The 20839-nt window shown below is 66.3% G+C and carries 21 protein-coding genes; 14 read left to right on the plus strand and 7 right to left on the minus strand.

The features are described from left to right. From Q4G50_RS09850 to Q4G50_RS09860, 3 genes are all read left to right on the plus strand, one after another. The coding region (locus Q4G50_RS09850) for an ACT domain-containing protein (RefSeq protein WP_303377489.1) at positions 1-185 on the plus strand (185 nt) is incomplete at its 5' end. A gap of 237 nt (positions 186-422) precedes the next feature. Next, entirely contained in the window at positions 423-2354 is a 1932-nt protein-coding gene (locus Q4G50_RS09855; RefSeq protein WP_303377490.1) for a bifunctional UDP-sugar hydrolase/5'-nucleotidase, read from the plus strand. A 68-nt stretch (positions 2355-2422) separates the two neighbouring features. Then, complete coding sequence (locus Q4G50_RS09860) at positions 2423-2956, plus strand: DUF421 domain-containing protein (RefSeq protein ID WP_303377491.1); 534 nt, start codon at positions 2423-2425, stop codon at positions 2954-2956. Between the two features lie 86 nt (positions 2957-3042). Here the strand turns inward: Q4G50_RS09860 and Q4G50_RS09865 are convergent, their stop codons facing one another. Beyond that, on the minus strand, positions 3043-3408 hold the full coding sequence (locus tag Q4G50_RS09865) for a hypothetical protein (RefSeq protein WP_303377492.1): 366 nt from the start codon (positions 3406-3408) through the stop codon (positions 3043-3045). Between the two features lie 140 nt (positions 3409-3548). Then, complete coding sequence (locus Q4G50_RS09870; RefSeq protein ID WP_303377493.1) at positions 3549-4391, minus strand: peptidylprolyl isomerase; 843 nt, start codon at positions 4389-4391, stop codon at positions 3549-3551. A gap of 104 nt (positions 4392-4495) precedes the next feature. Here Q4G50_RS09870 and tpx point away from each other — a divergent pair, with 104 nt between their 5' ends. The 8 genes from tpx to Q4G50_RS09910 all read left to right on the plus strand — a co-directional run bounded on the left by tpx (position 4496) and on the right by Q4G50_RS09910 (position 12227). Further along, complete coding sequence (gene tpx, locus Q4G50_RS09875; protein ID WP_303377494.1) at positions 4496-4993, plus strand: thiol peroxidase; 498 nt, start codon at positions 4496-4498, stop codon at positions 4991-4993. Positions 4994-5055: 62 nt separating this feature from the next. Then, positions 5056-5613, plus strand: coding sequence for a hypothetical protein (locus tag Q4G50_RS09880; RefSeq protein ID WP_303377495.1), 558 nt, complete (start codon positions 5056-5058; stop codon positions 5611-5613). A 52-nt stretch (positions 5614-5665) separates the two neighbouring features. Further along, on the plus strand, positions 5666-6304 hold the full coding sequence (locus Q4G50_RS09885; RefSeq protein ID WP_303377496.1) for an MBL fold metallo-hydrolase: 639 nt from the start codon (positions 5666-5668) through the stop codon (positions 6302-6304). 24 nt (positions 6305-6328) lie between these two features. Next, positions 6329-7609 (plus strand): histidine--tRNA ligase, encoded by a 1281-nt coding sequence (hisS, locus tag Q4G50_RS09890; RefSeq protein ID WP_303377527.1) that lies wholly within the window; start codon positions 6329-6331, stop codon positions 7607-7609. Positions 7610-7724: 115 nt separating this feature from the next. Then, a complete protein-coding gene (locus Q4G50_RS09895) occupies positions 7725-9266 on the plus strand; it encodes an FGGY-family carbohydrate kinase (protein WP_303377497.1) in 1542 nt (513 codons plus the stop codon). Positions 9267-9276: 10 nt separating this feature from the next. Next, positions 9277-9852 (plus strand): acireductone dioxygenase, encoded by a 576-nt coding sequence (locus Q4G50_RS09900; protein WP_303377498.1) that lies wholly within the window; start codon positions 9277-9279, stop codon positions 9850-9852. 6 nt (positions 9853-9858) lie between these two features. Next, positions 9859-10566, plus strand: coding sequence for an acireductone synthase (mtnC, locus tag Q4G50_RS09905; protein WP_303377499.1), 708 nt, complete (start codon positions 9859-9861; stop codon positions 10564-10566). Then, entirely contained in the window at positions 10563-12227 is a 1665-nt protein-coding gene (locus tag Q4G50_RS09910) for a glycerol-3-phosphate dehydrogenase/oxidase (protein WP_303377500.1), read from the plus strand. Before mtnC ends, Q4G50_RS09910 begins: the two co-directional genes overlap by 4 nt. On the opposite strand, the gene Q4G50_RS09915 is transcribed toward Q4G50_RS09910, so the two are convergent. The 5 genes from Q4G50_RS09915 to Q4G50_RS09935 all read right to left on the minus strand — a co-directional run bounded on the left by Q4G50_RS09915 (position 12224) and on the right by Q4G50_RS09935 (position 16824). Continuing rightward, positions 12224-12796, minus strand: coding sequence for a transglutaminase family protein (locus Q4G50_RS09915; RefSeq protein WP_303377501.1), 573 nt, complete (start codon positions 12794-12796; stop codon positions 12224-12226). The two genes, Q4G50_RS09910 and Q4G50_RS09915, sit on opposite strands and share 4 nt — an antisense overlap. 128 nt (positions 12797-12924) lie before the next feature. Next, positions 12925-14214, minus strand: coding sequence for an L-serine ammonia-lyase (locus tag Q4G50_RS09920; protein WP_303377502.1), 1290 nt, complete (start codon positions 14212-14214; stop codon positions 12925-12927). A gap of 20 nt (positions 14215-14234) precedes the next feature. Then, positions 14235-14897 (minus strand): FMN reductase, encoded by a 663-nt coding sequence (locus tag Q4G50_RS09925; RefSeq protein ID WP_303377503.1) that lies wholly within the window; start codon positions 14895-14897, stop codon positions 14235-14237. Then, positions 14897-16015, minus strand: coding sequence for an LLM class flavin-dependent oxidoreductase (locus Q4G50_RS09930; protein WP_303377504.1), 1119 nt, complete (start codon positions 16013-16015; stop codon positions 14897-14899). The genes Q4G50_RS09925 and Q4G50_RS09930 overlap by 1 nt, the downstream gene beginning before the upstream one ends. Positions 16016-16092: 77 nt before the next feature. Further along, positions 16093-16824 carry a CBS domain-containing protein gene (locus Q4G50_RS09935; RefSeq protein WP_303377505.1) on the minus strand — a complete coding sequence of 244 codons (732 nt, stop codon included), beginning with the start codon at positions 16822-16824 and terminating at the stop codon, positions 16093-16095. A 30-nt stretch (positions 16825-16854) separates the two neighbouring features. Between Q4G50_RS09935 and Q4G50_RS09940 the strand changes: the two genes are divergently transcribed. From Q4G50_RS09940 to Q4G50_RS09950, 3 genes are all read left to right on the plus strand, one after another. Beyond that, positions 16855-19467, plus strand: coding sequence for a DEAD/DEAH box helicase (locus Q4G50_RS09940; protein WP_303377506.1), 2613 nt, complete (start codon positions 16855-16857; stop codon positions 19465-19467). A gap of 237 nt (positions 19468-19704) precedes the next feature. Further along, complete coding sequence (locus Q4G50_RS09945) at positions 19705-20373, plus strand: hypothetical protein (protein ID WP_303377507.1); 669 nt, start codon at positions 19705-19707, stop codon at positions 20371-20373. Continuing rightward, a complete protein-coding gene (locus Q4G50_RS09950) occupies positions 20374-20697 on the plus strand; it encodes a hypothetical protein (RefSeq protein ID WP_303377508.1) in 324 nt (107 codons plus the stop codon). Positions 20698-20839: the final 142 nt, after the last annotated feature.

Here is a 20839-nt window from a genome sequence, read left to right on the forward strand (position 1 = left end):
AGATCACCCGCGTGTTCAGCGAGCAGAAGCTGTCGGTGATGTCGATGAACTCGCATGCCTCGGATGATCACATCGCCACGGTGCGGCTGACGTTCTCGGTGTCTGACACCAAGCAGCTGGGGCAGCTGTTGACGACGTTGCGCAACACCGAAGGCGTCTTCGACGTCTACCGGGTGACGGCCTAAGTCACACCAGGCACACCACCCCCACGAGTGCTCACACTTGTGGGGGTGGAGTCGTCTTACGTCTGCGTGACGAGGGTGAATGATCAGACCACATCAGGTGACGGGAACCTAAACTCTCGGTTGAGACAGCGTGAACTCGCAGGTGTCAGAAAGCTCTCCCCCTGTGCTCAGTGACTGCACCGGATAGAACTGTTCGTGTTCGCCTTGTTCTGAATAGTCGTCTCCAGGAGTTCTCCCGTGTCTCTCCGTCGCTTCGGCCGCTACCTCGCCGCCACGACCACCACCGCCCTCGCTTTCACCCTCGCACCGGCGGTCACCGCCCAGGACACCACCGTCGAGTTCTCGGTGTCCAACATCACCGACTTCCACGGCCGCCTCGAGTACAACGAGCGCAACAAGGAAATGGGTGCCGCCCTGCTCACCGGCCTCAACAACCAGATCAACGGCGAAGAGAACGTCTTCACCACCTCCGGTGACAACGTCGGTGGTTCCGCCTTCGTCTCCGCGATCACGGATGATGAGTACACCTTGCAGTTCCTCAATGAGGCCGGTGTCGGTGCCTCCGCCGTGGGTAACCACGAGTTCGATGCGGGCCAGGACGACCTCATGAACCGTATCGTCCCGAAGTCCGACTACCCGATCCTCGGCGCCAACGTCTACAAGGCCGACGGCACCCACCTCCTGCCGCCGTCCACCGTCATCGAGAAGAACGGCGTGAAGATCGGCTTCGTCGGCTCCGTCGCCACCTCCACCGTCCAAAAGGTTTCCCCGTCCGCCGTTTCCGGGCTGGACTTCCGTGACCCGGTCGCCGAGACCAACACCGAGGCCCAGCGCCTGAAGGACTCCGGTGAGGCCGACGTCGTCATCGCCCTGTTCCACGAGGACGCGCAGACGTTCGCCCCCGAGTTCAACGCCGAGTACGTCGACTTCCTCTTCGGTGGCGACACCCACCAGCAGTACGCCAACGATTCCGCACCGGTGCCCTTCGCCCAGTCCCTGGAGTACGGCAAGGTGCTCACCGACGTCGACTTCACCTTCAACACCACCACCAAGACGATCGAGGACATCACGATCACGCAGTACGACCTGGCCGCCGCCGAGGCTGCCGGTGCCACCGCGGACCCTGCCGTCGCCGCCATCGTCGCCGAGGCCAAGGCCCAGGCCGACGTCATCGGCGCGGAGATCATCGCCACCATCGACAACTCCTTCTACCGCGGTTCCAACGTGGATGCCGCCCCCGGTTCCAACCGTGGCGTCGAGTCCACCCTCAACCACCTCATCGCCGAGGCACAGCGCGACTCCCTGTCGAAGCTCATCGAGCAGGACATTGCGATCGGCTTCATGAACGCCGGTGGCGTCCGCGCCGACCTGCCGGCCGGCGAGGTCACCTACGCCGACGTCGTCACCATCCAGCCCTTCGGCAACGAGGTCTCCGTCGCGACCCTGTCCGGCCAGGCCATCCTCGACACCCTGGAGAACCAGTGGAAGACCGAGGGCGACCGCCCGCGCCTGGCGCTCGGTGTCTCCGAGGGCTTCACCTACACCTACGACCCGGCCGCCCCGCAGGGCGAGCGCATTGTCGACGCCCGCCTTAACGGCGAGCCGATCGACCCGGCCACCGACTACCGCGTCGCCGCCTCCACCTTCCTCTTCGAGGGCGGCGACGGCCTCATCAACCCGGCCGATGTCCGCGACATTCTCCTCGTCGGCTACATGGACACCCAGGCGCTCATCGACTACCTCAAGAACAACGAGTCCGTCGCCCCGCGCGCCGCGCAGTCCGACGTCGCCGTCACCGTCGCCGAGGGCGAGCTCGCCGCCGGTGAGACCGTCACCTTGGACCTGGCCTCCCTGAGTTACTCTTCCGAGGGTGAGACCCTGGCCCAGTCCGTCACTGTCACCGCTGGCTCCGAGACCGTTACCGCGGATGTCGACAACAACTTCTCCGCTATCAACACCGGCCTCGGCGAGCACGGCACCGCCACCGTCAAGATCGCCATTCCGGCGGACGCCACCGAGATCGTCATCACCACCGACGCCGGCACTGAGGTCGTCGTCCCGCTGGGCGCGGCCACCGAGCAGCCGGGTGAGAGCGACACCAAGCCGGGCAAGAAGGGCAATTCCTCCCTCTCCTCCCTGTCCTCCGGTTCCTCCCTGTCCTCCCGCTAGCTCCTGAGACCGCATAAGGCCGGGGCCCGCATCCAACGGGGCCCGGCCTTTCCCGTCCCCGGACTACGGTGGACAACGTGGACCGTTACCTTGACGAACTGCTCATCGAACCCTGGCGCATCCCCGTCATCATCATCACCGCCGTGGGGATCTACCTCGGCTTCATGATCCTGGCCAAGACCTTCGGCTCCCGTGTGCTTTTGGCGATGACCGCCTCCGACGCCGTAATCGTCATCATGTTCGGCGCCGTCGCCGGCCGCGTCATCATCGGCCATCCGCCGACGCTGGCCGCAGGCCTTGTGGGCCTGGCGACGCTGATGAGCCTGGAAGCCGCCTTCGGCACCCTGCGCCGCTACACAGGGTGGGGGAGAGCACTCAGCCGTCGCCCGGTTCTGGTTGTGCTCGACGGACAATTGCTTATCGACGCCATGCACCAAGCCCACCTCTCCCGCACCGACGTCCTCACCGCGGTACGCCGCGCAGGTCTAGGGTCAGGGAGCCAGGTTAAGGCGATGGTGTTGGAACCGGTGGGAACCATGTCCGTTATCCGGGAGGGCCAGCCCTTCGACCCGGCGATTCTGCGGGGCGTCAAGGGATACTAGCCGGGGGTAGAGAATCGGCACGGGCCGCCTTCCCCACGTGGGGAAGGCGGCCCGGTGAACTGGCTAGAAAGCCCGTCGCTTATGCCTTAAGCGTTGGAGATGCGCTGGGAGAAGACGAAAGCGGTGGACAGCGCGCCGATGATGGCGGTGAACACGGCGATCCAGGAGGAGATCTGTCGCGGATCGATCTTGCCGTCGTCGTTGGAGGAACCGTCGAAGATGCCCTCGGTGGAGGAACCCTCAGCGGAACCCTCATCGGTCTTCGGGGCGTCAGTGCCCGGCTGCTCGTTGTCGTTGTCCTCGTCGTTGGGGGGGGTGTCGTTGGTGGTTCCCTCGGCGGTCACGGTCTCAGACGGCGGGGTCTCCTCGGCGAAAGCGGTGCCGGAGAGGCCAGCGGTGGACAGAGCGAAGGTGGCGACGACGGCCGCGATGGCCTTGCGGGAAATCTTCATGGGAATACCAGTTCCTTGGCGTAGAGAAGGACTTATGAACAGCCCATACCCTATAGCTCGCTGGGAGGAAGTGCAACAGTTTGGTTACGGAAATGTTCACCCCCGCAACCGAGCGGGGTTGCGGGGGCGTCGATAAGCACTTATCCGACGGTGGCGGTCTCGATACGGACCTCCTCGGCGGGGGCACCGTCAGCGGCCCCACCTTCAGCACCAGCAGTGGCGATGCCGTCCAGGGTGGCCAGGCCTTCCTCGGAGATCTGGCCGAAGTAGGTGTAGTCCGGGGCCAGCGGGGAATCCTGGTAGTTGAGGAAGAACTGGGAACCGTTGGTGCCCGGGCCGGCATTGGCCATGGCGATGGAACCACGCGGGTAGATGACCGGGGTGGTGGCGGGTTCATCCAGCTCGTCGGTGGGGTACTCGTTGGCGAACTGGAAGCCCGGGCCGCCAGCGCCGGAGCCGGAAGGATCGCCACACTGCAGGACGTAGATGCCGGAGGTGGTCAGGCGGTGGCAGACGGTGTCGTCGTAGTAACCCTCGGCGGCGAAGTGCTCGATGGCGTTGACGGTGCAGGGTGCGACAGAGCGGTCGAGCTCCATGCCGATCGGGCCCTGGGAGGTGTCCAGGTTGACGGTGACAGTGCCCTCAGTGGAGATGTTCTCCGTCGCCGGGGTGGAGATCTCGCGGGACGCCTCACCGGCCTCCTCGTACTCACAGGTCACGGTGGCGGGCAGCGCCTCGGCGCGGGCCATGGTCAGCGGCTCCATCTCGGGGGCCTCGGTGGTGGTGGGCTGCTCGTCGGCAGTGATCTGCTCATCATCACCGCTGGTGGCCAACCACCAGATGCCACCGACGATCGCCAGGATCACCACAGCGGCCGCCAGGCCGACCTTGAGCGGGCGCGACTTCTCGGCGCGGTCGCGGGATTTCAGTTCGCGGTCAAGCTGGGCGAGGGCGTCCTCGCCGCGTTTCTTGTTGTCGGTCACCGGGGGGCTCTTCCTGACGTCAGACGAAAATAGGTACGGTCAGTCAGTCTAACCCGCGCACCAGGACCGTGGCGCAGTGTGGTCGGGATCTCTATTGTGGGGGCATGGCTAACGTCACCTTCAAGAACGAATCCACCACCACCGCAGGCGAGCTCCCGGCCGTTGGCGATCAGCTGCCGGATTTCACCCTCGTCGGCACCGACCTGTCCGAGATCACCCCGGCGGACCTCGCCGGCAAGCGCGTCGTGCTCAACATCTTCCCGTCCCTGGACACGGGCGTGTGCGCGGCGTCGGTACGCGAGTTCAACCAGCGTGCCACCTCCCTGGACAACACTGTCGTCCTCGGTGTCTCCGCTGACCTGCCCTTCGCACACGGGCGTTTCTGCTCTGCCGAGGGCATCGACAACGTCACCACCGGCTCCACCTTCCGCTCCTCTTTCGGCGATGATTATGGCCTGACTCTGCAGGGCTCCCCGCTGCAGGGCCTGACCGCCCGCGCCGTCGTCGTCGCTGATGAAAACGGCAAGGTGCTCTACACTCAGCTAGTCGATGAGATCACCGACGAGCCCGATTACGACGCGGCCGTCAACGCCCTGTCCTAAACCCATTTCCGCGCCCCGGCCCCATGACAGGGGCCGGGGCTTTCGTCTGCGATGATGGACACATGACCCGTTCGGAGAGAAGAAACCTGCTGGCCATCCTCAGTGCGATCGTGCTCATCATCGTGGGCATCATCACCACCGTGATCTTCGGTGTGAAGGGCCCGGAGGCCGAAAGCGGGCAAGCGCAGGCCACCGAACAGGCCGTGAGCGCCGAGGCAACCCCAACGGAGCAGCCGAACCCGGTCGCCGAATCCCGCGTCAACCGCATTCACCGCGGCGCGGTCGAGGCGCCGGATGCCTTTGCCGATCTCGTGCACATCCGGAGCTGGGACGGCGAGATGACCGTGTGGCCGGGCAGTGCACAGATCGTCCTAGGGCCTGAGGAGAACTGGTTCCCAGCCGGTCACCCCGCATGTGGGGAGGGGCGCTACGTGGTGGCATTCTCGGCGACCTCGGCCCTTAACGCCTCACTCCGGGATGAGGTGGGGGAGAGCACGACTGATGCGGAGGCCACGAACGGGTGGATGCTACTCGATGACTGCCACACCCCCTATCTCACCGCCCCGGAAAGTCAGGCTGAGGTGGACTATGAGGTCCACGAGTACCAGCCGGTGAGCTAGCGCCAGGCGGTGGAATCACCGGGTGAGCGCCTGGTGGCTTAGACTGCCACCCATGCAGCTCCACGGATTCGCGGCCGGGCCGTACCAGACCAACACTTTCGTCCTCATCAACGACGGCCGCGCCAGCGTCGTCGATCCCGGCATGCACGCCGCCAAGCAGGTCATCGCCTTGCTGGAGGAAACAGGTGCGGAACTCAGCGATATCATCTGCACCCACGGCCACATCGACCACGTCCGCGAGGCAGGGGATCTGGCCAAGCGTTTCGACGTGCCCGTCTACCTCCACCCGGCCGATGAGTTCATGCTCCAGCCGGAGGGGGTGATGCCGCAATCGCGCATCCTTTTTGAGGTGGACAAGATGGTGCCCATCGCTGATCTCCGCCCGCTCAACGACGGCGACACCCTCTCTATGGCGGGCGTGGAGTTCCGCGTGGACTTCGCCCCCGGCCATTCCCCGGGCTCCTGCCTGCTGGTCCATGAGGATTTCTGCTTCACCGGCGATGTGCTATTCAAGGGTTCCATCGGCCGCACTGATTTCCCGACCTCTTCCCCGGAGGACATGGACGCCACTCTCCGTGGCCCCGTGTGGGCGCTGCCGGACACCCTGCAGCTGTTCCCCGGCCACGGCCCCGCCACCACCATGCGCGCCGAGCGCCAGACCAACCCGTTCCTGCTCCAGCTGGGCCTCTAGGTAAGGTAATTTTCCGTGACTGACGTGACCGCGAAGAAGAAGTTTGCTGCCCTGTCCGCACCTAAGGGTGTCCCGGACTACATTCCGCCGGCCAGCCCGGTGTTTTTGAAGGTGCGCGACACCTTCATCCACCAGGCGCACCTCGCAGGCTTCCAGCACATCGAGCTTCCGGTCTTCGAGGACACCGCTCTGTTCGCCCGCGGCGTCGGTGAATCCACCGACGTGGTGAGCAAGGAGATGTACACCTTCGCCGACCGCGGTGACCGCTCTGTCACCCTGCGCCCCGAGGGCACCGCCGGTGTCATGCGCGCGGTGATCGAGCACAACCTGGACCGGGGCCAACTGCCGGTCAAGCTCAACTACGCCGGCCCCTTCTTCCGCTACGAGCGCCCCCAGGCGGGCCGCTACCGTCAGCTGCAGCAGGTCGGCGTCGAGGCCATCGGCGTCGATGATCCGGCTCTCGACGCCGAGGTCGTCGCCCTGGCTGATCGCTGCTACCGCTCTTTGGGGCTAAAGGATTTCCGACTGGAGCTCACCTCCCTCGGTGATGACACCTGCCGCCCCGCCTACCGGGCCAAGCTGCAGGAGTTCCTCTTCTCCCTGCCGCTGGACGAGGAGACCCGCCAGCGCGCCGAGCTCAACCCGCTGCGTGTCCTCGATGACAAGCGCCCCGAGGTCCAGGAGATGACTGCCGACGCCCCGCTCATGCTCGATCACCTCTCCACCGAGGCACGCGAGCATTTCGACACCGTCACCGGGCTTCTCGACGACATGTCCGTCCCCTACGTCATCAATCCCCGCATGGTCCGCGGTCTCGACTACTACACCAAGACCTGCTTCGAGTTCGTCCACGACGGCCTCGGTGCCCAGTCGGGTATCGGCGGCGGCGGGCGTTACGACGGCCTCATGGCCCAGCTCGGCGGCCAGGATCTGTCCGGTATCGGCTACGGCCTCGGCGTTGACCGTACCGTCCTGGCCCTGGAGGCCGAAGGCGTCGAGTTGGATGGCGTCGAGCGCCGCGTGGACGTTTATGGCGTCGCCCTCGGCGCGGAGGCTAAGAAGGCGATGGCGCTGCTGATCAATGAGCTGCGCGCCGCCGGCGTCTCCGCCGATATGGCTTATGGCGATCGTGGGCTCAAGGGTGCCATGAAGGGCGCGGACCGCGCTGGCGCCCGCGTGGCCCTGGTCCTCGGGGAGAACGAGCTCGCCGCCGGTACCGTGGCTGTCAAGGATCTGGCGGAGCACTCGCAGGAGTCCGTGGCGCTTGACGCGGTCGTCGCGACGCTGCGTGGGGCGCTGGGGTAGGTCAGAGTCCGCAAGGTTGTTGCGGACGCGAAAATAATTACCCCCGGAACAGCTGGTATCACCAAAACTCCTGTTACCGTGTCAACATCTCAATTGTTGTCCGGAGGAGGAGAAGATGCCAGTCACCATCGGTGTCGATGTCGGCACCCAGGGAAGCAAGGCTGCGGTCTACACCAGTGACGGAGTCCAGGTGGGCCGTGCCTACACCCCACACACCATCAACTACCTCGGCCCAGGCCGCTCGGAGATGGACCCGGAGCATCTCGTCGATGCGGCCTGCTCCGCCATCGCGGCCGCTCTCGACGATGCCGTCGCGGCGGGGATCAACCGCCGGGAGGTGGCCGGCATCGCCCTGTCGGGCATCCTCGTCGGACAGGTGCTGCTCGACGCCGACGGCACCGTCCTCCATCCCATCATCACCAGCCTGGACACCCGTGCCCAGGACCATGCCGCGGCCGCTGCGCGCGACCAGGAGCCGCTGTGGCTCACCGAGTCCGGCACCTCGACGCTCGACGCCTACGCCGCTCCCTTCCAGCTACAGTGGATCCGCGACAACCGTCCCGAGATCTGGTCACGCGTCGTTCGCACGGTGTCCGTCGCCCCCTATGTCTCCGCCCGCCTGGCCGGACTGAGTCAAGAGGAGATGTACACGGACCCCACCCACGCCTCCGGGTGGATGGTCGGCTGGGATCATGAAAGCCGCGCCTTCTCCCCGGCCCAGCTGGCAGCCTTCGGCCTGCCGATCGAGATCCTCCCGCGCATGCTCGCCTCCGACGACGTCATCGGCCACGTCACCGAGGAGTTCGCCGCGCGCACCGGCGTGCCGGCAGGCACCCCGGTCGTCGCCGGAGCCGGGGATGTCATGCAGTCGACGCTGGCCACCGGCATGATCAACGTCGGCCAGGCCACCGACTCCGCCGGCACCACCAGCATCCTCACCGTCGGAGTGGACGGTGTGCTCCCCGAGGTCGCCGCCATGCCGGGCATGCTCTTCAGCCTGGGCACCCTGCCGGGGCAGGCCATCTACTGGGGGTACATCCGGGCGGGCGGGCTCTCCCTGCGCTGGTTCCGCGACCAGGTGGCCCGCCGCGAGCAGGACGACTCCATCTATGCCACCTTCGATGCCCTGGCCGCCGAGGTAAGCCCGGGTTCGGACGGCGTCTTATTTCTGCCCTACCTGGCTGGAGGCAACCCCGATAGTCCGCACGCATCCGGGACGTGGCTGGGCATGGATTCCGGCACCGACACCGCCCGCCTGTGGCGCAGCGCCCTCGAGGCCGTGGCCTACGAGTACGCGACGACCTTGGACGTGGTGCAGCGCGGTGGCGTCAACCTCAGCGAAGTGCTGGTCACCGGTGGGGGAGCCGCCAGCACCGTGTGGAATCAGATCAAGGCCGACGTCACCGGCGTCCCCTGGAATCGCCCCCACCGGGTGGACGGACCGCCACTGGCCAACGCCGCCCTGGCAAACCAGGCCCTTGGCCTGTCTGCTGGCTTGGCCGCCCAACTCACCGAGTGGAACAGCGGCGGCACCGCGGTGCTTCCCGACGCCGCAGCCCACCACTACTACCGGCGGGCCGCCACCGAGCGCACCCGCCTGCTTCATGGACCCATGCAGGAGGTTTTCGCCTCCGTCCGTAACCTTCGAGATCTCTAGGAGAATCATCATGACCCTGCTGTACAAGTGGAACGCCTCCGCACCCGACACCGAGCTTCTGCGTACTGCACAGCCGGAGGAGATCGCCGCCGAACTGAACACCCTTGGCGTGCGCTACGAGCAGTGGCCGACGCGTGAGCTGGCCGAGGACGCCGACCAGGAAGCCGTCCTCGCGGCCTACGCCGACGAGGTCGCGCGCATCAGCGCGGAGGAGAACTTCGTCACCGTCGACGTCGCCCGCCTGCGCAACACCGGCCAGCCCGATTTCGCGGAGACCGCCCGGACCGCGCGCGAGAAGTTCCTCGATGAGCACACCCACGCCGACGACGAAGTGCGCTTTTTCGTTGAGGGATCCGGCACGTTCTACCTCCACATCGACGACACGGTCTACGCCGTCGTCTGTGAGCGCGGCGACCTGCTGTCCGTGCCGGAGGGCTCCACCCACTGGTTCGACATGGGCGTCGCCGACCCGCAGTTCTGTGCCATCCGCTTCTTCCACGACGGGGAGGGCTGGGTCGGCGACTTCACCGGCGAGAAGATCTCGGCGCAGTTCCCAGGCCACGACGAACTACTGGCCGGGAAGTAGGACCCCGTGATCACCCTGCCACGACCGAGCGTCATCGTCCTCGACATCGAGGGCACCACCTCCTCCACCTGGTTCGTCCACGACACTCTCTACCCCTACTCCCGTGATCGCTTTGCCGACGTCCTCTCCCGAGAGGGCCACCCTGACGTGGAGCGGGCCCGGGGACAAATCATTGAGGAGGCGGGGCTGGACCCGGAGGCGGGCGTCGATAAGCTCGTGGCCGCCCTGGAAGGGTGGCTCGACAGCGATGAAAAACGCACCCCCCTTAAGACCCTCCAGGGGTTGATTTGGGCGGAGGGATTCACCGCCGGTGACCTCACCGCCCACTTCTACCCGGATGCAATCCCGGCGATACGGTCCTGGCACGAGCAGGGGATCGACCTGAAGATCTTCTCCTCCGGATCGGTCAACGCCCAGACCTCCTGGTTCGGCAATTCCCCGGAGGGTGACCTGTTGCCGATGTTTAGCGGCCACTTCGATACGGAAAACGCCGGACCGAAGAAGATCGCCACCTCGTACGCGAACATCCGCCAGGCCATCGGCGTGCCCGCCGAGCAGATCCTCTTCCTCTCCGACCTCGTCGAGGAACTCGATGCCGCCCGCGCAGACGGGTGGGGAACCGTCGGAGTGCGCCGCGCAGGCGACCAGTACTTCGACCGCGGTGTCGGCAACCACCCGGAGATCTCCTCCTTCGAGCAGGTGACCTGGCGGTGAGCGTGCTCGGAGGCCCGGTTAGCGGGCACTACGATGTCGCGGTCATTGGCGGGGGCATCTCCGGCGTCCAAATAGCGCGACACGCGGCAGGCCGGGGGCTACGTACCATCCTCCTCGAGCGCAATGACTTCGGCGCGGGGACCTCGGCAGCCACCACCAAGGCGATTCACGGTGGGCTGCGCTATCTCGAGCAGTACGACTTCCGCGTCGTCGCCGAGTCAGTGAGCGAACGCCGCTACCTCGGACTGGCTGCCCCGCACCTCGTGCAGCCGCGCAGTTTTCTGCTCACCGCCTACGACTGGTCGGCACCACGCGCCCTTGTCCTCGGGGCGGGCGTCGCCCTGTATGAGGCGATGGCCTGGCGTCGCAACGTGGGCGTGCCTAAGGACATCCGCTCGCCACGATTCCGGTGGATAGGCAAGAAGGCCCTGCTTAAGCAAGTACCCTGGCTGAGCCCCGAGGGACTCACCGGCGCCTGGCGCCACGACGATACCCTCAACATCCATCCCGAACGGCTCCTGCTCGCGATTCTCAAGTCATTTGTCGCCGGCGGGGGAACCGCGCTCAACCATGCGGAGGTCACGGAACTGCTGCGCGACGACACAGGCGCGGTGCGGGGAGTCCGTGTCAACGGCCACCAGGACATAGCTGCGACAGTGACGGTCAACGCCGCCGGCCCCTGGGTCGCCTCCGCCCTCGGCGACCTGGCGACGACCGCTGGTGTCCGGGTCCGTCAGGCGAAGGGCGTGCACCTGGTCACCCGGGACCTGGGCAACCGTGACGGAGTTTTCGTCCGGGGACGCAATGGCCGCCACATCGTGGTGAATCCGTGGCAGGGTAAGACACTCGTCGGCCCCACGGACACCCCGATGTCCGGCAGCGCCGATGAGGCCGCCGCCGAAGTGGAGGACATCAACCTCCTGCGGGAGACCCTCGACTCGGTTTCCGCGACCCCGCTGGTCCGCGAGGACGTGGAATCGACCATCGTCGGTGTGCGCCCACTCATTGACGACGGATCCGACACCTACACCTCATCCCGCCGCTTCGAGATCCGTGACCACGCAGCCGCCGGGTTGGCGGGCCTGTACTCCGTGACTGGTGGTAAATGGACCACTGGCCGGGCGATGGGGCAGAAAGTCACCGACACCCTCATTAAGGCCCATCACGGAGAACTACCGCCGGCACGCGACTTCGATTCCCGCCACCTTGACCTGTCGACCTCATTCGGCGACTACGACACGGTGGCCGCCGCCTTCGAGGCCGCCGCCGCCCGCGTCCCCACCGCCGACCTGCCGCGTGATATCCGAATCCATCTGGCGCGCCTTTACGGCACCGAGCACGAGGCGATCCTGCAGCTCGTGGCAGGCGACCCGCGGCTGGCGACCCCGATCCCAGGCAGCTCCGACATCCTCGCGCAAGCCGTGTACGCGGTAACCCACGAGGCAGCCGAGACCCTGCAGGATGTGCTCGACCGCCGATTGACCGTGGGCACCCTCGGCCTCGTGCAAGAGACCGCGGCCCGTCTCGTGGCAGGGACCATCGCGCCCCTCGTGGGATGGGATGCGGATCGGAGCGGCGCGGAGGTGGCCGAGTACCTCCGGTACCAGACCGCGGAGACGACGGTGCTCGATGAGGCTTTCGCCCCTGGCTCGTCCCGTTAGTTCAGCGTCCGCGGCAGGTCGCGCAGCAGCTCTTGTGCGTCGGTTGCCTCCTGCAGCGCTAGGGCCACCACCGGCAGCATGTCGGTGTGGATCATCGGCAGGTTGCGCTCGAAGGGCGGCTGCAGAGCGCGGGTCTGCCACTCGTGGCCGGAATGACGCGGATCAGACTCGGGATAGCGGGGATCGACGAGGACGAAGCCGCCGGTCTCCGAAAGATACGGCGCCCACACCGTGGCGATGCCGTGCAGGACTTTCTGACCGGTCTCCGTCTCGATCTCCTGGTAGCGCAGCGCCGCGGGGATCCCGGCAGCGCGGTAGAGAGCCACGAGCAGGGCGGCCTGGTTGTGGCAGATACCCTCCCCGGCGCGCAGCGTCTCGGAGGCCTGCACCGTGACGGTGCTGCTGCCGGTGTCTGCTGGGTGGGAGATCTTGTCTCGGACGTAGGCGAAGATGGCCCGCATCGTCTCCGGCGGGGTGGTGCCGGTCAGCGCGTGGGCGAGGGCGGTGATGTCGGGGTGCTCGGCGTCGATGATGGTGGTCGGGGCGAGGAACTCGGGCTCCAGATGCATGGGGCTCATGATAGGCATATCACCCGAGGTATATCTCGCCATGGATATCTCGAGTAGGGCGGTCTGCCGGTGACGGTGCTACTCGACTTATACCTGGGGAGAAATACCTGGGAAGATATCCCTATCGCTTAGCACTCCGTCAGTGCGACGGGCAGCCCGAGGTTGACGGCCAGGCCGCCGGTGGAGGTCTCCTTGTACTTGCTCATCATGTCGCGGCCGGTGTCGGCCATGGTCTGGATGACCTCGTCGAGGCTCACCCGGTTGGTTCCGTTGCCGCGCCACGCGAGGCGCGCGGCGTTGATGGCCTTGACCGCGCCGATGGCATTGCGCTCAATGCAGGGGATCTGCACGAGCCCGCCGACGGGATCGCAGGTCAGCCCGAGATTGTGCTCCAGGGCGATCTCGGCGGCGTTCTCCACCTGGGCGGGGGTGCCACCGAGGAACTCGCACAGTCCGGCGGCGGCCATGGCGGCGGCGGAGCCGACCTCACCCTGGCAGCCGACCTCCGCCCCGGAGATGGAGGCGTTGTGTTTGATGATGATGCCGATCGCCCCGGCAGTGAGCAGGAAGTTCCGGGCGGCCGCCTCGTCGAAGCCGTCAAGGAACTCGCGGGCATAGTGCATGGTGGCGGGAATGATGCCGGCCGCGCCGTTGGTGGGGGCGGTGACCACCCGTCCGCCCGCGGCATTTTCCTCGTTGACGGCCAGTGCCCACAGGTTGACCCACTCCATGGCCTCGAGACCGGCGCCCGAGCCACCGGCCAAGAGCTGCTCGTGCAGGCCCGGCGCACGCCGCACCACGCCCAAAGGTCCGGGGAGCAGCCCGGTGGTAGCCAGGCCGCGCTCCACGCAGTCCTGCATCGCCTCCCACACGTCATCGAGATGGCTATCGACGTCCCCCTCATTCGCCCGCATCGCCTCCGCGACGGAGAGTTCCTCCCGGGCGCAGTGCGCGAGGAGTTCGGAGCCGGTGGAGAAAGGGTAGGGGACCAGCGGTTCCTCGGGTGTGGCGTTGAGCTCCTCGCGGGTGGCGATGAACCCGCCGCCCACCGAGAAGTAGGCTTCCTCCACCCCGTCGGCGGCGAAATTGACGCAGTTGGGATGCTCAGGTGCAGGTTCCGGGTCGAAGGTGAAGGAGTAGGAGAGATTCTGGAAGGTGCCGGTGGCGTCGATAAGCTCGCCTAGCGGCGGATCTGCGGGAGCAGACGTGGGGGAGTGACCGAGCAGTCCGAGGAGGATGGCGCGGTCGGTGCCGTGGCCGACGCCGGTGGCGGCCAGCGAGCCGCGCAAGGTGATGTCGACATGCTCCGGGCGGCCGTGCTTGTCGATGAATGCCGCAGCGGCCCGCATCGGCCCCACAGTGTGGGACGATGACGGGCCGATGCCGATGCTGAAGAGGTCACGCACACTGGGGGACATGCGCTCCAGTGTAACCAGGGTCACATGCCGTCGTGGCCGCGCAGCAGCTGTGAGAAGGGCACGAGATCCTCGGAGGGATCGACGCCGGTGCGGCGGGTGGCGGCCTGGCCGCGGGAGGTGACCCCGCCGAGGCCGCCGACGCTGGCGGAGGCGACCATCTGATCGGCGAGCTCGGCGGCGGCGCGGTTGAGGCGGGCGTCGAGAAGCGAACCCTCCTCGGAACCGAAGTCATCCGTCGCGGCGAAAACGCCGGTGGGCACCACAAACGCGCGCATGTAGGTCAACAGCGGGCGGATGGCGTAGTCGAGGACCAGGGAGTGACGGGCCGTGCCGGCCGTCGCCGCGATGATGACGGGCATGCCGTTGAGGGCGTCATTTTCCAGGACATCGAAGAACGTCTTGAACAGGCCCGAATAGCTGGCCTTGAACACCGGGGTGGCCACGATGAGGCCATCAGAGGCAGAAACCTGCTCCTTCGCCTTATCCAGAGCGGGGGAGGACATGCCGGTGGCCAGTGCGCGGCCGAGATCGTTGACCAGCTCACGCAGCTCGATGACCTCAATGTTCAAGGTCTCGCCGCGGGCGGAGACCGCCGCCGACGTGGCGGACGCGATCTGGTCAGCCACCTGGCGGGTCGTCGACGGGGTGGACAGCCCGGCGGAGATGACGGTGAGGGTACGCACTACTTCTCCTCCTCACCCGGGGTGACCAAAAAGTGCGGGGAGTTGCGGTTCTCCTTCAGCGAGGCGTGGGTCGGCGGATCAGAGGGCACGTGGTCCGGGCGACGGGCCTCCATGCGGCGACGCAGCTCCGGGACCACCTGGGTGCCCAGGATCTCGATCTGGTCTAGGACCACCTCCAGCGGCAGGCCGGCGTGGTCGATGAGGAAGAGCTGGCGCTGGTAGTCACCGACCCAGTCGGCGAACTCCATGGTGCGGTCGATGACCTGCTCCACGGTGCCCACGGTCAGCGGGGTCATGTCGGTGAACTCCTCCATGGACGGGCCGTGACCGTATACGGGTGCGTTGTCGAAGTAGGGGCGGAAGAAGTCCTTGGCGGCCTGCTCCGTCTCGCCGATGAAGATCTGGCCTCCGAGACCGACGATGGCCTGATCGGCCTGGCCGTGACCGTACTGCTCGTAGCGGCGGCGGTAGATGTCGACCATCTTCGCCGTGTGCTCCTTGTTCCAGAAGATGTTGTTGTGGAAGAAGCCGTCGCCGTAGAAGGCGGCCTGCTCGGCGATCTGCACGGAGCGGATGGAACCGTGCCACACGAACGGCGGGACATCGTCCAGCGGGGCCGGGGTGAGGGTGAAGCCCTGCAGCGGGGTGCGGAACTGGCCCTGCCAGTTGACCACCGGCTCGCGCCACAAGCGGCGCAGGAGGTGGTAGTTCTCGATGGCCAGCGGGATGCCCTGACGGATGTCCTTGCCGAACCAGGGGTAGACGGGGCCGGTGTTGCCGCGGCCCATCATGAGGTCGATGCGGCCGTCGGCCAGGTGCTGCAGGTAGGCGTAGTCCTCGGCGATGCGCACCGGGTCGTTGGTGGTGATCAGCGTGGTGGCGGTGGACAGCTGGAGCTTCTCGGTCTGGGCGGCGATATTGGCCAGCAGGACCGGCGGGTTGGCCGGGGCGACGAAGGGCGGGTTGTGGTGCTCGCCGGTGGCGAAGACGTCGAGCCCGACCTCCTCGGCCTTCTTGGCGATGGCGACGGTGGCCTTGATCCGCTCGTTCTCCGTCGGGGTCTGGCCGTTGGTGGGATCGGTGGTGACGTCACCGATGGTGAAAATGCCGAACTGCATGGGGTTTCTCCTAAGGTAATCTGTTTGTGCCCCCACTGTAGGTGACGTATCAACATCATGTCAAGGGGGGCGCCAGATTAGGAATCGACGGCCTCCATGAGCACCGCGATATCCGAACCGCCGATCACCCGGATCGGCCGCTGATCCTTCCGGCCATGCTCCGTGATAATCGCTGCGCGGGGCATGGAACCGTCCTTGCGCGGCGTCGTTAAGGCGTCGATAGCCTCCTGCGCGAGGACGTCCCGGGCGAGGAACACCGCCCGGTCATTGTCCTCCGCCCAGTCAAGGACCTCGGCGACGGAACGGGCGTCGAGATGATCATTGTCATCCAGATCCGCCGCCACCCAGCGCGCGATCGTGTTCGTGGTGAGGATGCCGGTGCACTTGCCGTTGTCATAGATCGGCAGCTGCGAAATCGTCGTCGAACGGATGACACGCAACGCCTCCCGGATGTCATCGTCCGGGGCGACCGTGCGCACCTCATGGTGGCCGAGCACGCCCAGCGCCTTCGGAGGATCGCGGAGAATGTCGCGGATGCGTTCGATATCGGCCACGGTCTCCGGCAACGGCTCCGCGATCGGCCGCATGTCCTCGGTGTAGCGGCCGTGGCTGATAGCATTGCGCAGCTCGGCGAACTCTTTGAGGTCCCCGGCATGATCCTCAGAAATGAGGTGGCGGCGCACCGCCTGATCGACCATCCAGCGGAAATTATCGGATTTCTTCGCGCTCAACAGATCCCGCAGGAAGGCCTCAATGTCGTTGAAGGCCGCCAGGAAGGGAATGGCGCGGTTAGGGGCAGAGTCAGTCACATGGTCCAGGGTAATGAGAAGATGAGACCCATGGCCGAGTTCACCCGCCCCGAGCTGGATGCCCTGTTACGGCAGGCAGATGAGGTACTGCGCCGCGCCTCCCGCGCGCAGCTGCTTATCGACGCCCCCCGCACCCCTCCCACCGCCCCCGGCGCCGTGGACCTCGGATTCATCATGCTGCCCCCAGGCGCAGTTGCGTGGCCGCCCGGGTTCTACGCCACAGAAGAGCTCGATGGCCTGCCCAACTCCTGGGGACGCATCCGCCAGTATCTCTCGGCGGCCGGGATGATCGGTCCCTTGCGGCACGAGGCCCGCAACGCCGCACCAACGATCCTCGGCCGCATTTTCGCCGGCGGTCAGATCGCCCGGGCACGCGTGGCGGCCCGCGACCTGGCGGCGCGCCTGAGCGATCCTTCCTTCCAGGCCCTAGATGCCGAGATCACCCGCTACCTGGAGCTGGCGGACCTGGCTGATCTGCTCCAGTCCCGCGGGGTCCGCCTGCACCCGGGTGGGCCCGCAGACCATCTGTTAGGTGCGGCGCGCACGGCCGTGGAAAAGGCTGTCGACGCGCCGGGCTCCACCTTCGTGCACCACGACGCCAGTGTGCAGGCGAGGGTGTTGGAAAGCGCGCGAGCCCTGCAGCGGGATGTGAACTCGGAGCCGGCGCTGCGTCGAGAAGCAGAACGTCTGCTGGATTCCCTGACTGGGGAACGAGCCGACATCCTGCTGCGCCAACTGCCCGTCGATGCGCTCAAGACCGCGACGAATGAGCGACTGCGTTTCACCGGCCTAGACACCATCGCGGTGAGCACGGTCGCGGATGTGCTGGCCACCCCCACCGGGCGGCTTACCCAAGTGCCGGGCATCGGCGCCACCACCGCCCGCCGCCTGCGCGCGGCCGCGGAAACGCTGCGGCAGGAGGCCGTGGGCACCCACACCACCGGCATCGGCGACACCCCGACCGCCTCCGCGATGGCGCTGGTGCGGCTGCTCGCGCAGTTCGACCAGATCAACACCCTCGATGAGATCCAACGTGCCCGGCGTCGCCGCATCCTGACCTGGGCCGAGCAGGTGCCGGCCGCCGGTGGCATATGGGATGTACTGGTGGGCGAGGGGCCGGAATGGCAGGCCTTCCTCGACGACCTCGCGTGGGCCGACGTGCACCCCGAGGTACTGGCGCCGGCGGGGCCGGTGAGCGTGTCGGGGGAGACCTGGGCCGACTACCTCACCCGACCCGCGCATTATCAGGCGCTGCTGGCCACGCTGCTCGAGCTGGAGGTCGAGGGTGGCGAGGACCTTAACGCCGACATCCTCGAACGCATCCGCGCGCTGCGCCTGGACACCACTCACCTGCGCGATCTGCACCTGCGCGGCTACCAGTCCTTCGGCGCGCGGTTCACGCTCGTGCAGGAAAAAGTTATCCTCGGCGACGACATGGGTCTGGGCAAGACCGTGCAGGCGCTGGCGGCCGCCGCACACCTGTATGCCGCGGGGTTGCGACGCACGCTCGTCGTTTGCCCGGCTTCGGTGCTGACGAACTGGGAGCGCGAATCGCGCCGCTTCACCGACCTGCCCGTCTACCGCGCCCACGGCACAGAGCGGGTGGAGGCGGTCCGCGCCTGGGAGTCCACCGGCGGGATCTGCCTGCTTACCTACGACGGCGCTCGTACGACGGAGTTGACCGCCCCGGATTTCGTGGTGGTGGATGAGGCGCACTTCATCAAAAACCCCTCCACCGGCCGCACCCGCGCGGTACGTTCGCTTATCGACGCCGCCTCACACGCCCTGCTCCTGTCCGGCACACCCTTGGAGAATCGGGTCTCCGAGTTCGCGACGTTGGTCAGCTTCGTTGCCCCGGAGCTGATCTCCACGGGCATGTCGGAGATGGCGGCCGTGGACTTCCGTAAACGCATCGCCCCCGCGTATCTGCGCCGTAATCAAGTCGACGTGCTTGACGAACTCCCCGAACGCCTCGACCAGACCGACTGGATCGACCTCACCCCGGCGGATGAAAAGCACTATGCCTCCACAGTGGAGGAAGGCAATTTCATGGCGATGCGCCGCGCCGCCATGACCACCCCCGGTGCCGTCCCCGCCAAACTCGAGCGCATCCAGGAGATCGTTGAAGAGGCCGAGGAAGCCGGGCGCCGCGTGCTTATCTTCACCTACTTCCTTGACGTCCTCGACCGCCTGGAGTCAGCTCTGGGTGGGCGCGTCATCGGGCGCCTGTCCGGGCAGGTGTCGGCAGCCACCCGCCAAACACTTATCGACGACCTTGCCTCCGCCCCCGCCGGATCCGTTTTGTTGGCGCAGATCACCGCAGGTGGTGCTGGCCTCAATATCCAGGCCGCCTCCGTGGTGATCCTGGTGGAACCCCAGGTCAAACCCTCCATCGAGGCGCAGGCCATCGCCCGTGCCCACCGCATGGGACAGACCTCCACGGTGCTCGTCCACCGCCTCATCGGCGACGACACCGTCGATGAGCGCATGGTGGAGATGCTCGCCGGCAAAACCCAGCTCTTCGACGCTTACGCCCGCCCCTCCGAATCCGCCCAAGTCGACGACGCTGTCGACATCACCGAGGGCCAGCTCGCGGAGGCCATCATCAAGGCCGAGCGGGAGCGGCTGGGCTTCGACGCCTGAGCTCGGGGCTCGGGGCTCGGGGCTCGGGATCGCCCCCTCGGGTTCCGCTCCAGTCCGGGCCTTTAGGCTCGGGATCCCCGTGACCCCGATTTCACGGTCCCGAGCCCCTACCCCACGATGCAGATCGCTGCAAAGAGGACTTCTCCAGCCTGTGGATAACTACCGGTTATCCACAGAATCGGGGCCTCGGCTCGCTTAGCTGGAGCAAGCGACGTCAAGTCCTGCCATCCTGCGGGCATGCAGCCAGATTGGAAAGAAACACACCAACTACAGGACCTGAGAAAGCAAAAGCTGAGTTCAACCGACATCATGGAGGGCATCCGGACCGGCAGACTTATCAAACTGACCGCCGAGATCTCCGTCGACAAGGAGTACTACCGGGAGCTCCCACCCTGGAAGAGGGCCGAGGCGCGTGCGGCTGCCGTCGGGCTCTCCGCAGATACGGCGGTGGTGTCGGGGATGGCGGCCGCCCGGCTCTGGGGCATCAAACTCCTCGGAATCGAGGATGCGGTCGACCTCCATCTTCCTGGTTCGGGGCGCCCGGGTCGCAAATCTGAATGGACGACCGGAGCCCGGTACCGCTCCGCAATCCTGCCGAAGTCCCAGGTCACGGACGTCAGGGGTGTCCGAGTAACCAGCCTGACCAGAACGCTCGTGGACATCGCCCGCCATGAGAGTCATATGGAGGCCGTCGCGGCCATCGATTCATCACGCAAAAAGTGGCCGTCGATCACCGACGATCTGCTCCGGACACGGGTGGCCGCCTTCGGCAAATTTCCCGGCAAAAAGAAGTTTCTCCGCGCCATTGCAGATTCCCGAGCGATGATCGGCAGCCCCTGGGAAACCAAAGCTCGTCTCCTCCTCCTGGATTCCGGGATCGCAGAGATCGTGACGGTGGAGACCTAGGTGGAGTTCGTCGATTCGATTACCGGGAAGCACTACTTCGTAGACATCCTCATCAACGGATGGCTGGTCTTGGAAATCGATGGCAAGTCGAAGTACAACGGCGAATACGGGGAGGACCCGGAGAAAGTGATCCTCGACGAGCGCGAGCGGGAAAAAGCCCTTCAGAACCTGGGCACCACGGTGCTGCGAACGGGCAAAAAGGACATGGACGATAACCCTGACGGCCCGTGCGTGATGCTGCAGACCGTGCAGCGGGCGTTGCACAACTTTGATCCGCCGAAGAGCCTGCCCCGTGTCGACGGTGTGGACCGGATTATCACCTGACGTCCCCTCGGGGCTCGGGGGTAGGGATCATCCCCTCGCGATGAGTCCCAAAAGGCCACCGTGGGGGCGGGGGCGGGGGGTTCCCCAGCCCCCCAGCGCGACCCCCCCGGGGGCGGCAGCGGCCGTCCGAGTCGGTGGTCGC

Origin of the sequence: Corynebacterium sp., assembly GCF_030538285.1 — a bacterium.
Classification (GTDB): Bacteria; Actinomycetota; Actinomycetes; order Mycobacteriales; family Mycobacteriaceae; genus Corynebacterium.

What these genes read in the sequence shown, in the direction of transcription:
- Q4G50_RS09865 (WP_303377492.1), bottom strand. Translation starts at nt 3,408, where the DNA reads ATGAAGATTTCCCGCAAGGCCATCGCGGCCGTCGTCGCCACCTTCGCT.
- tpx (WP_303377494.1), top strand. Translation starts at nt 4,496, where the DNA reads ATGGCTAACGTCACCTTCAAGAACGAATCCACCACCACCGCAGGCGAG.
- Q4G50_RS09880 (WP_303377495.1), top strand. Translation starts at nt 5,056, where the DNA reads ATGACCCGTTCGGAGAGAAGAAACCTGCTGGCCATCCTCAGTGCGATC.
- Q4G50_RS09885 (WP_303377496.1), top strand. Translation starts at nt 5,666, where the DNA reads ATGCAGCTCCACGGATTCGCGGCCGGGCCGTACCAGACCAACACTTTC.
- Q4G50_RS09895 (WP_303377497.1), top strand. Translation starts at nt 7,725, where the DNA reads ATGCCAGTCACCATCGGTGTCGATGTCGGCACCCAGGGAAGCAAGGCT.
- Q4G50_RS09900 (WP_303377498.1), top strand. Translation starts at nt 9,277, where the DNA reads ATGACCCTGCTGTACAAGTGGAACGCCTCCGCACCCGACACCGAGCTT.
- Q4G50_RS09915 (WP_303377501.1), bottom strand. Translation starts at nt 12,796, where the DNA reads ATGCATCTGGAGCCCGAGTTCCTCGCCCCGACCACCATCATCGACGCC.
- Q4G50_RS09920 (WP_303377502.1), bottom strand. Translation starts at nt 14,214, where the DNA reads ATGTCCCCCAGTGTGCGTGACCTCTTCAGCATCGGCATCGGCCCGTCA.
- Q4G50_RS09930 (WP_303377504.1), bottom strand. Translation starts at nt 16,015, where the DNA reads ATGCAGTTCGGCATTTTCACCATCGGTGACGTCACCACCGATCCCACC.
- Q4G50_RS09940 (WP_303377506.1), top strand. Translation starts at nt 16,855, where the DNA reads ATGGCCGAGTTCACCCGCCCCGAGCTGGATGCCCTGTTACGGCAGGCA.
- Q4G50_RS09945 (WP_303377507.1), top strand. Translation starts at nt 19,705, where the DNA reads ATGCAGCCAGATTGGAAAGAAACACACCAACTACAGGACCTGAGAAAG.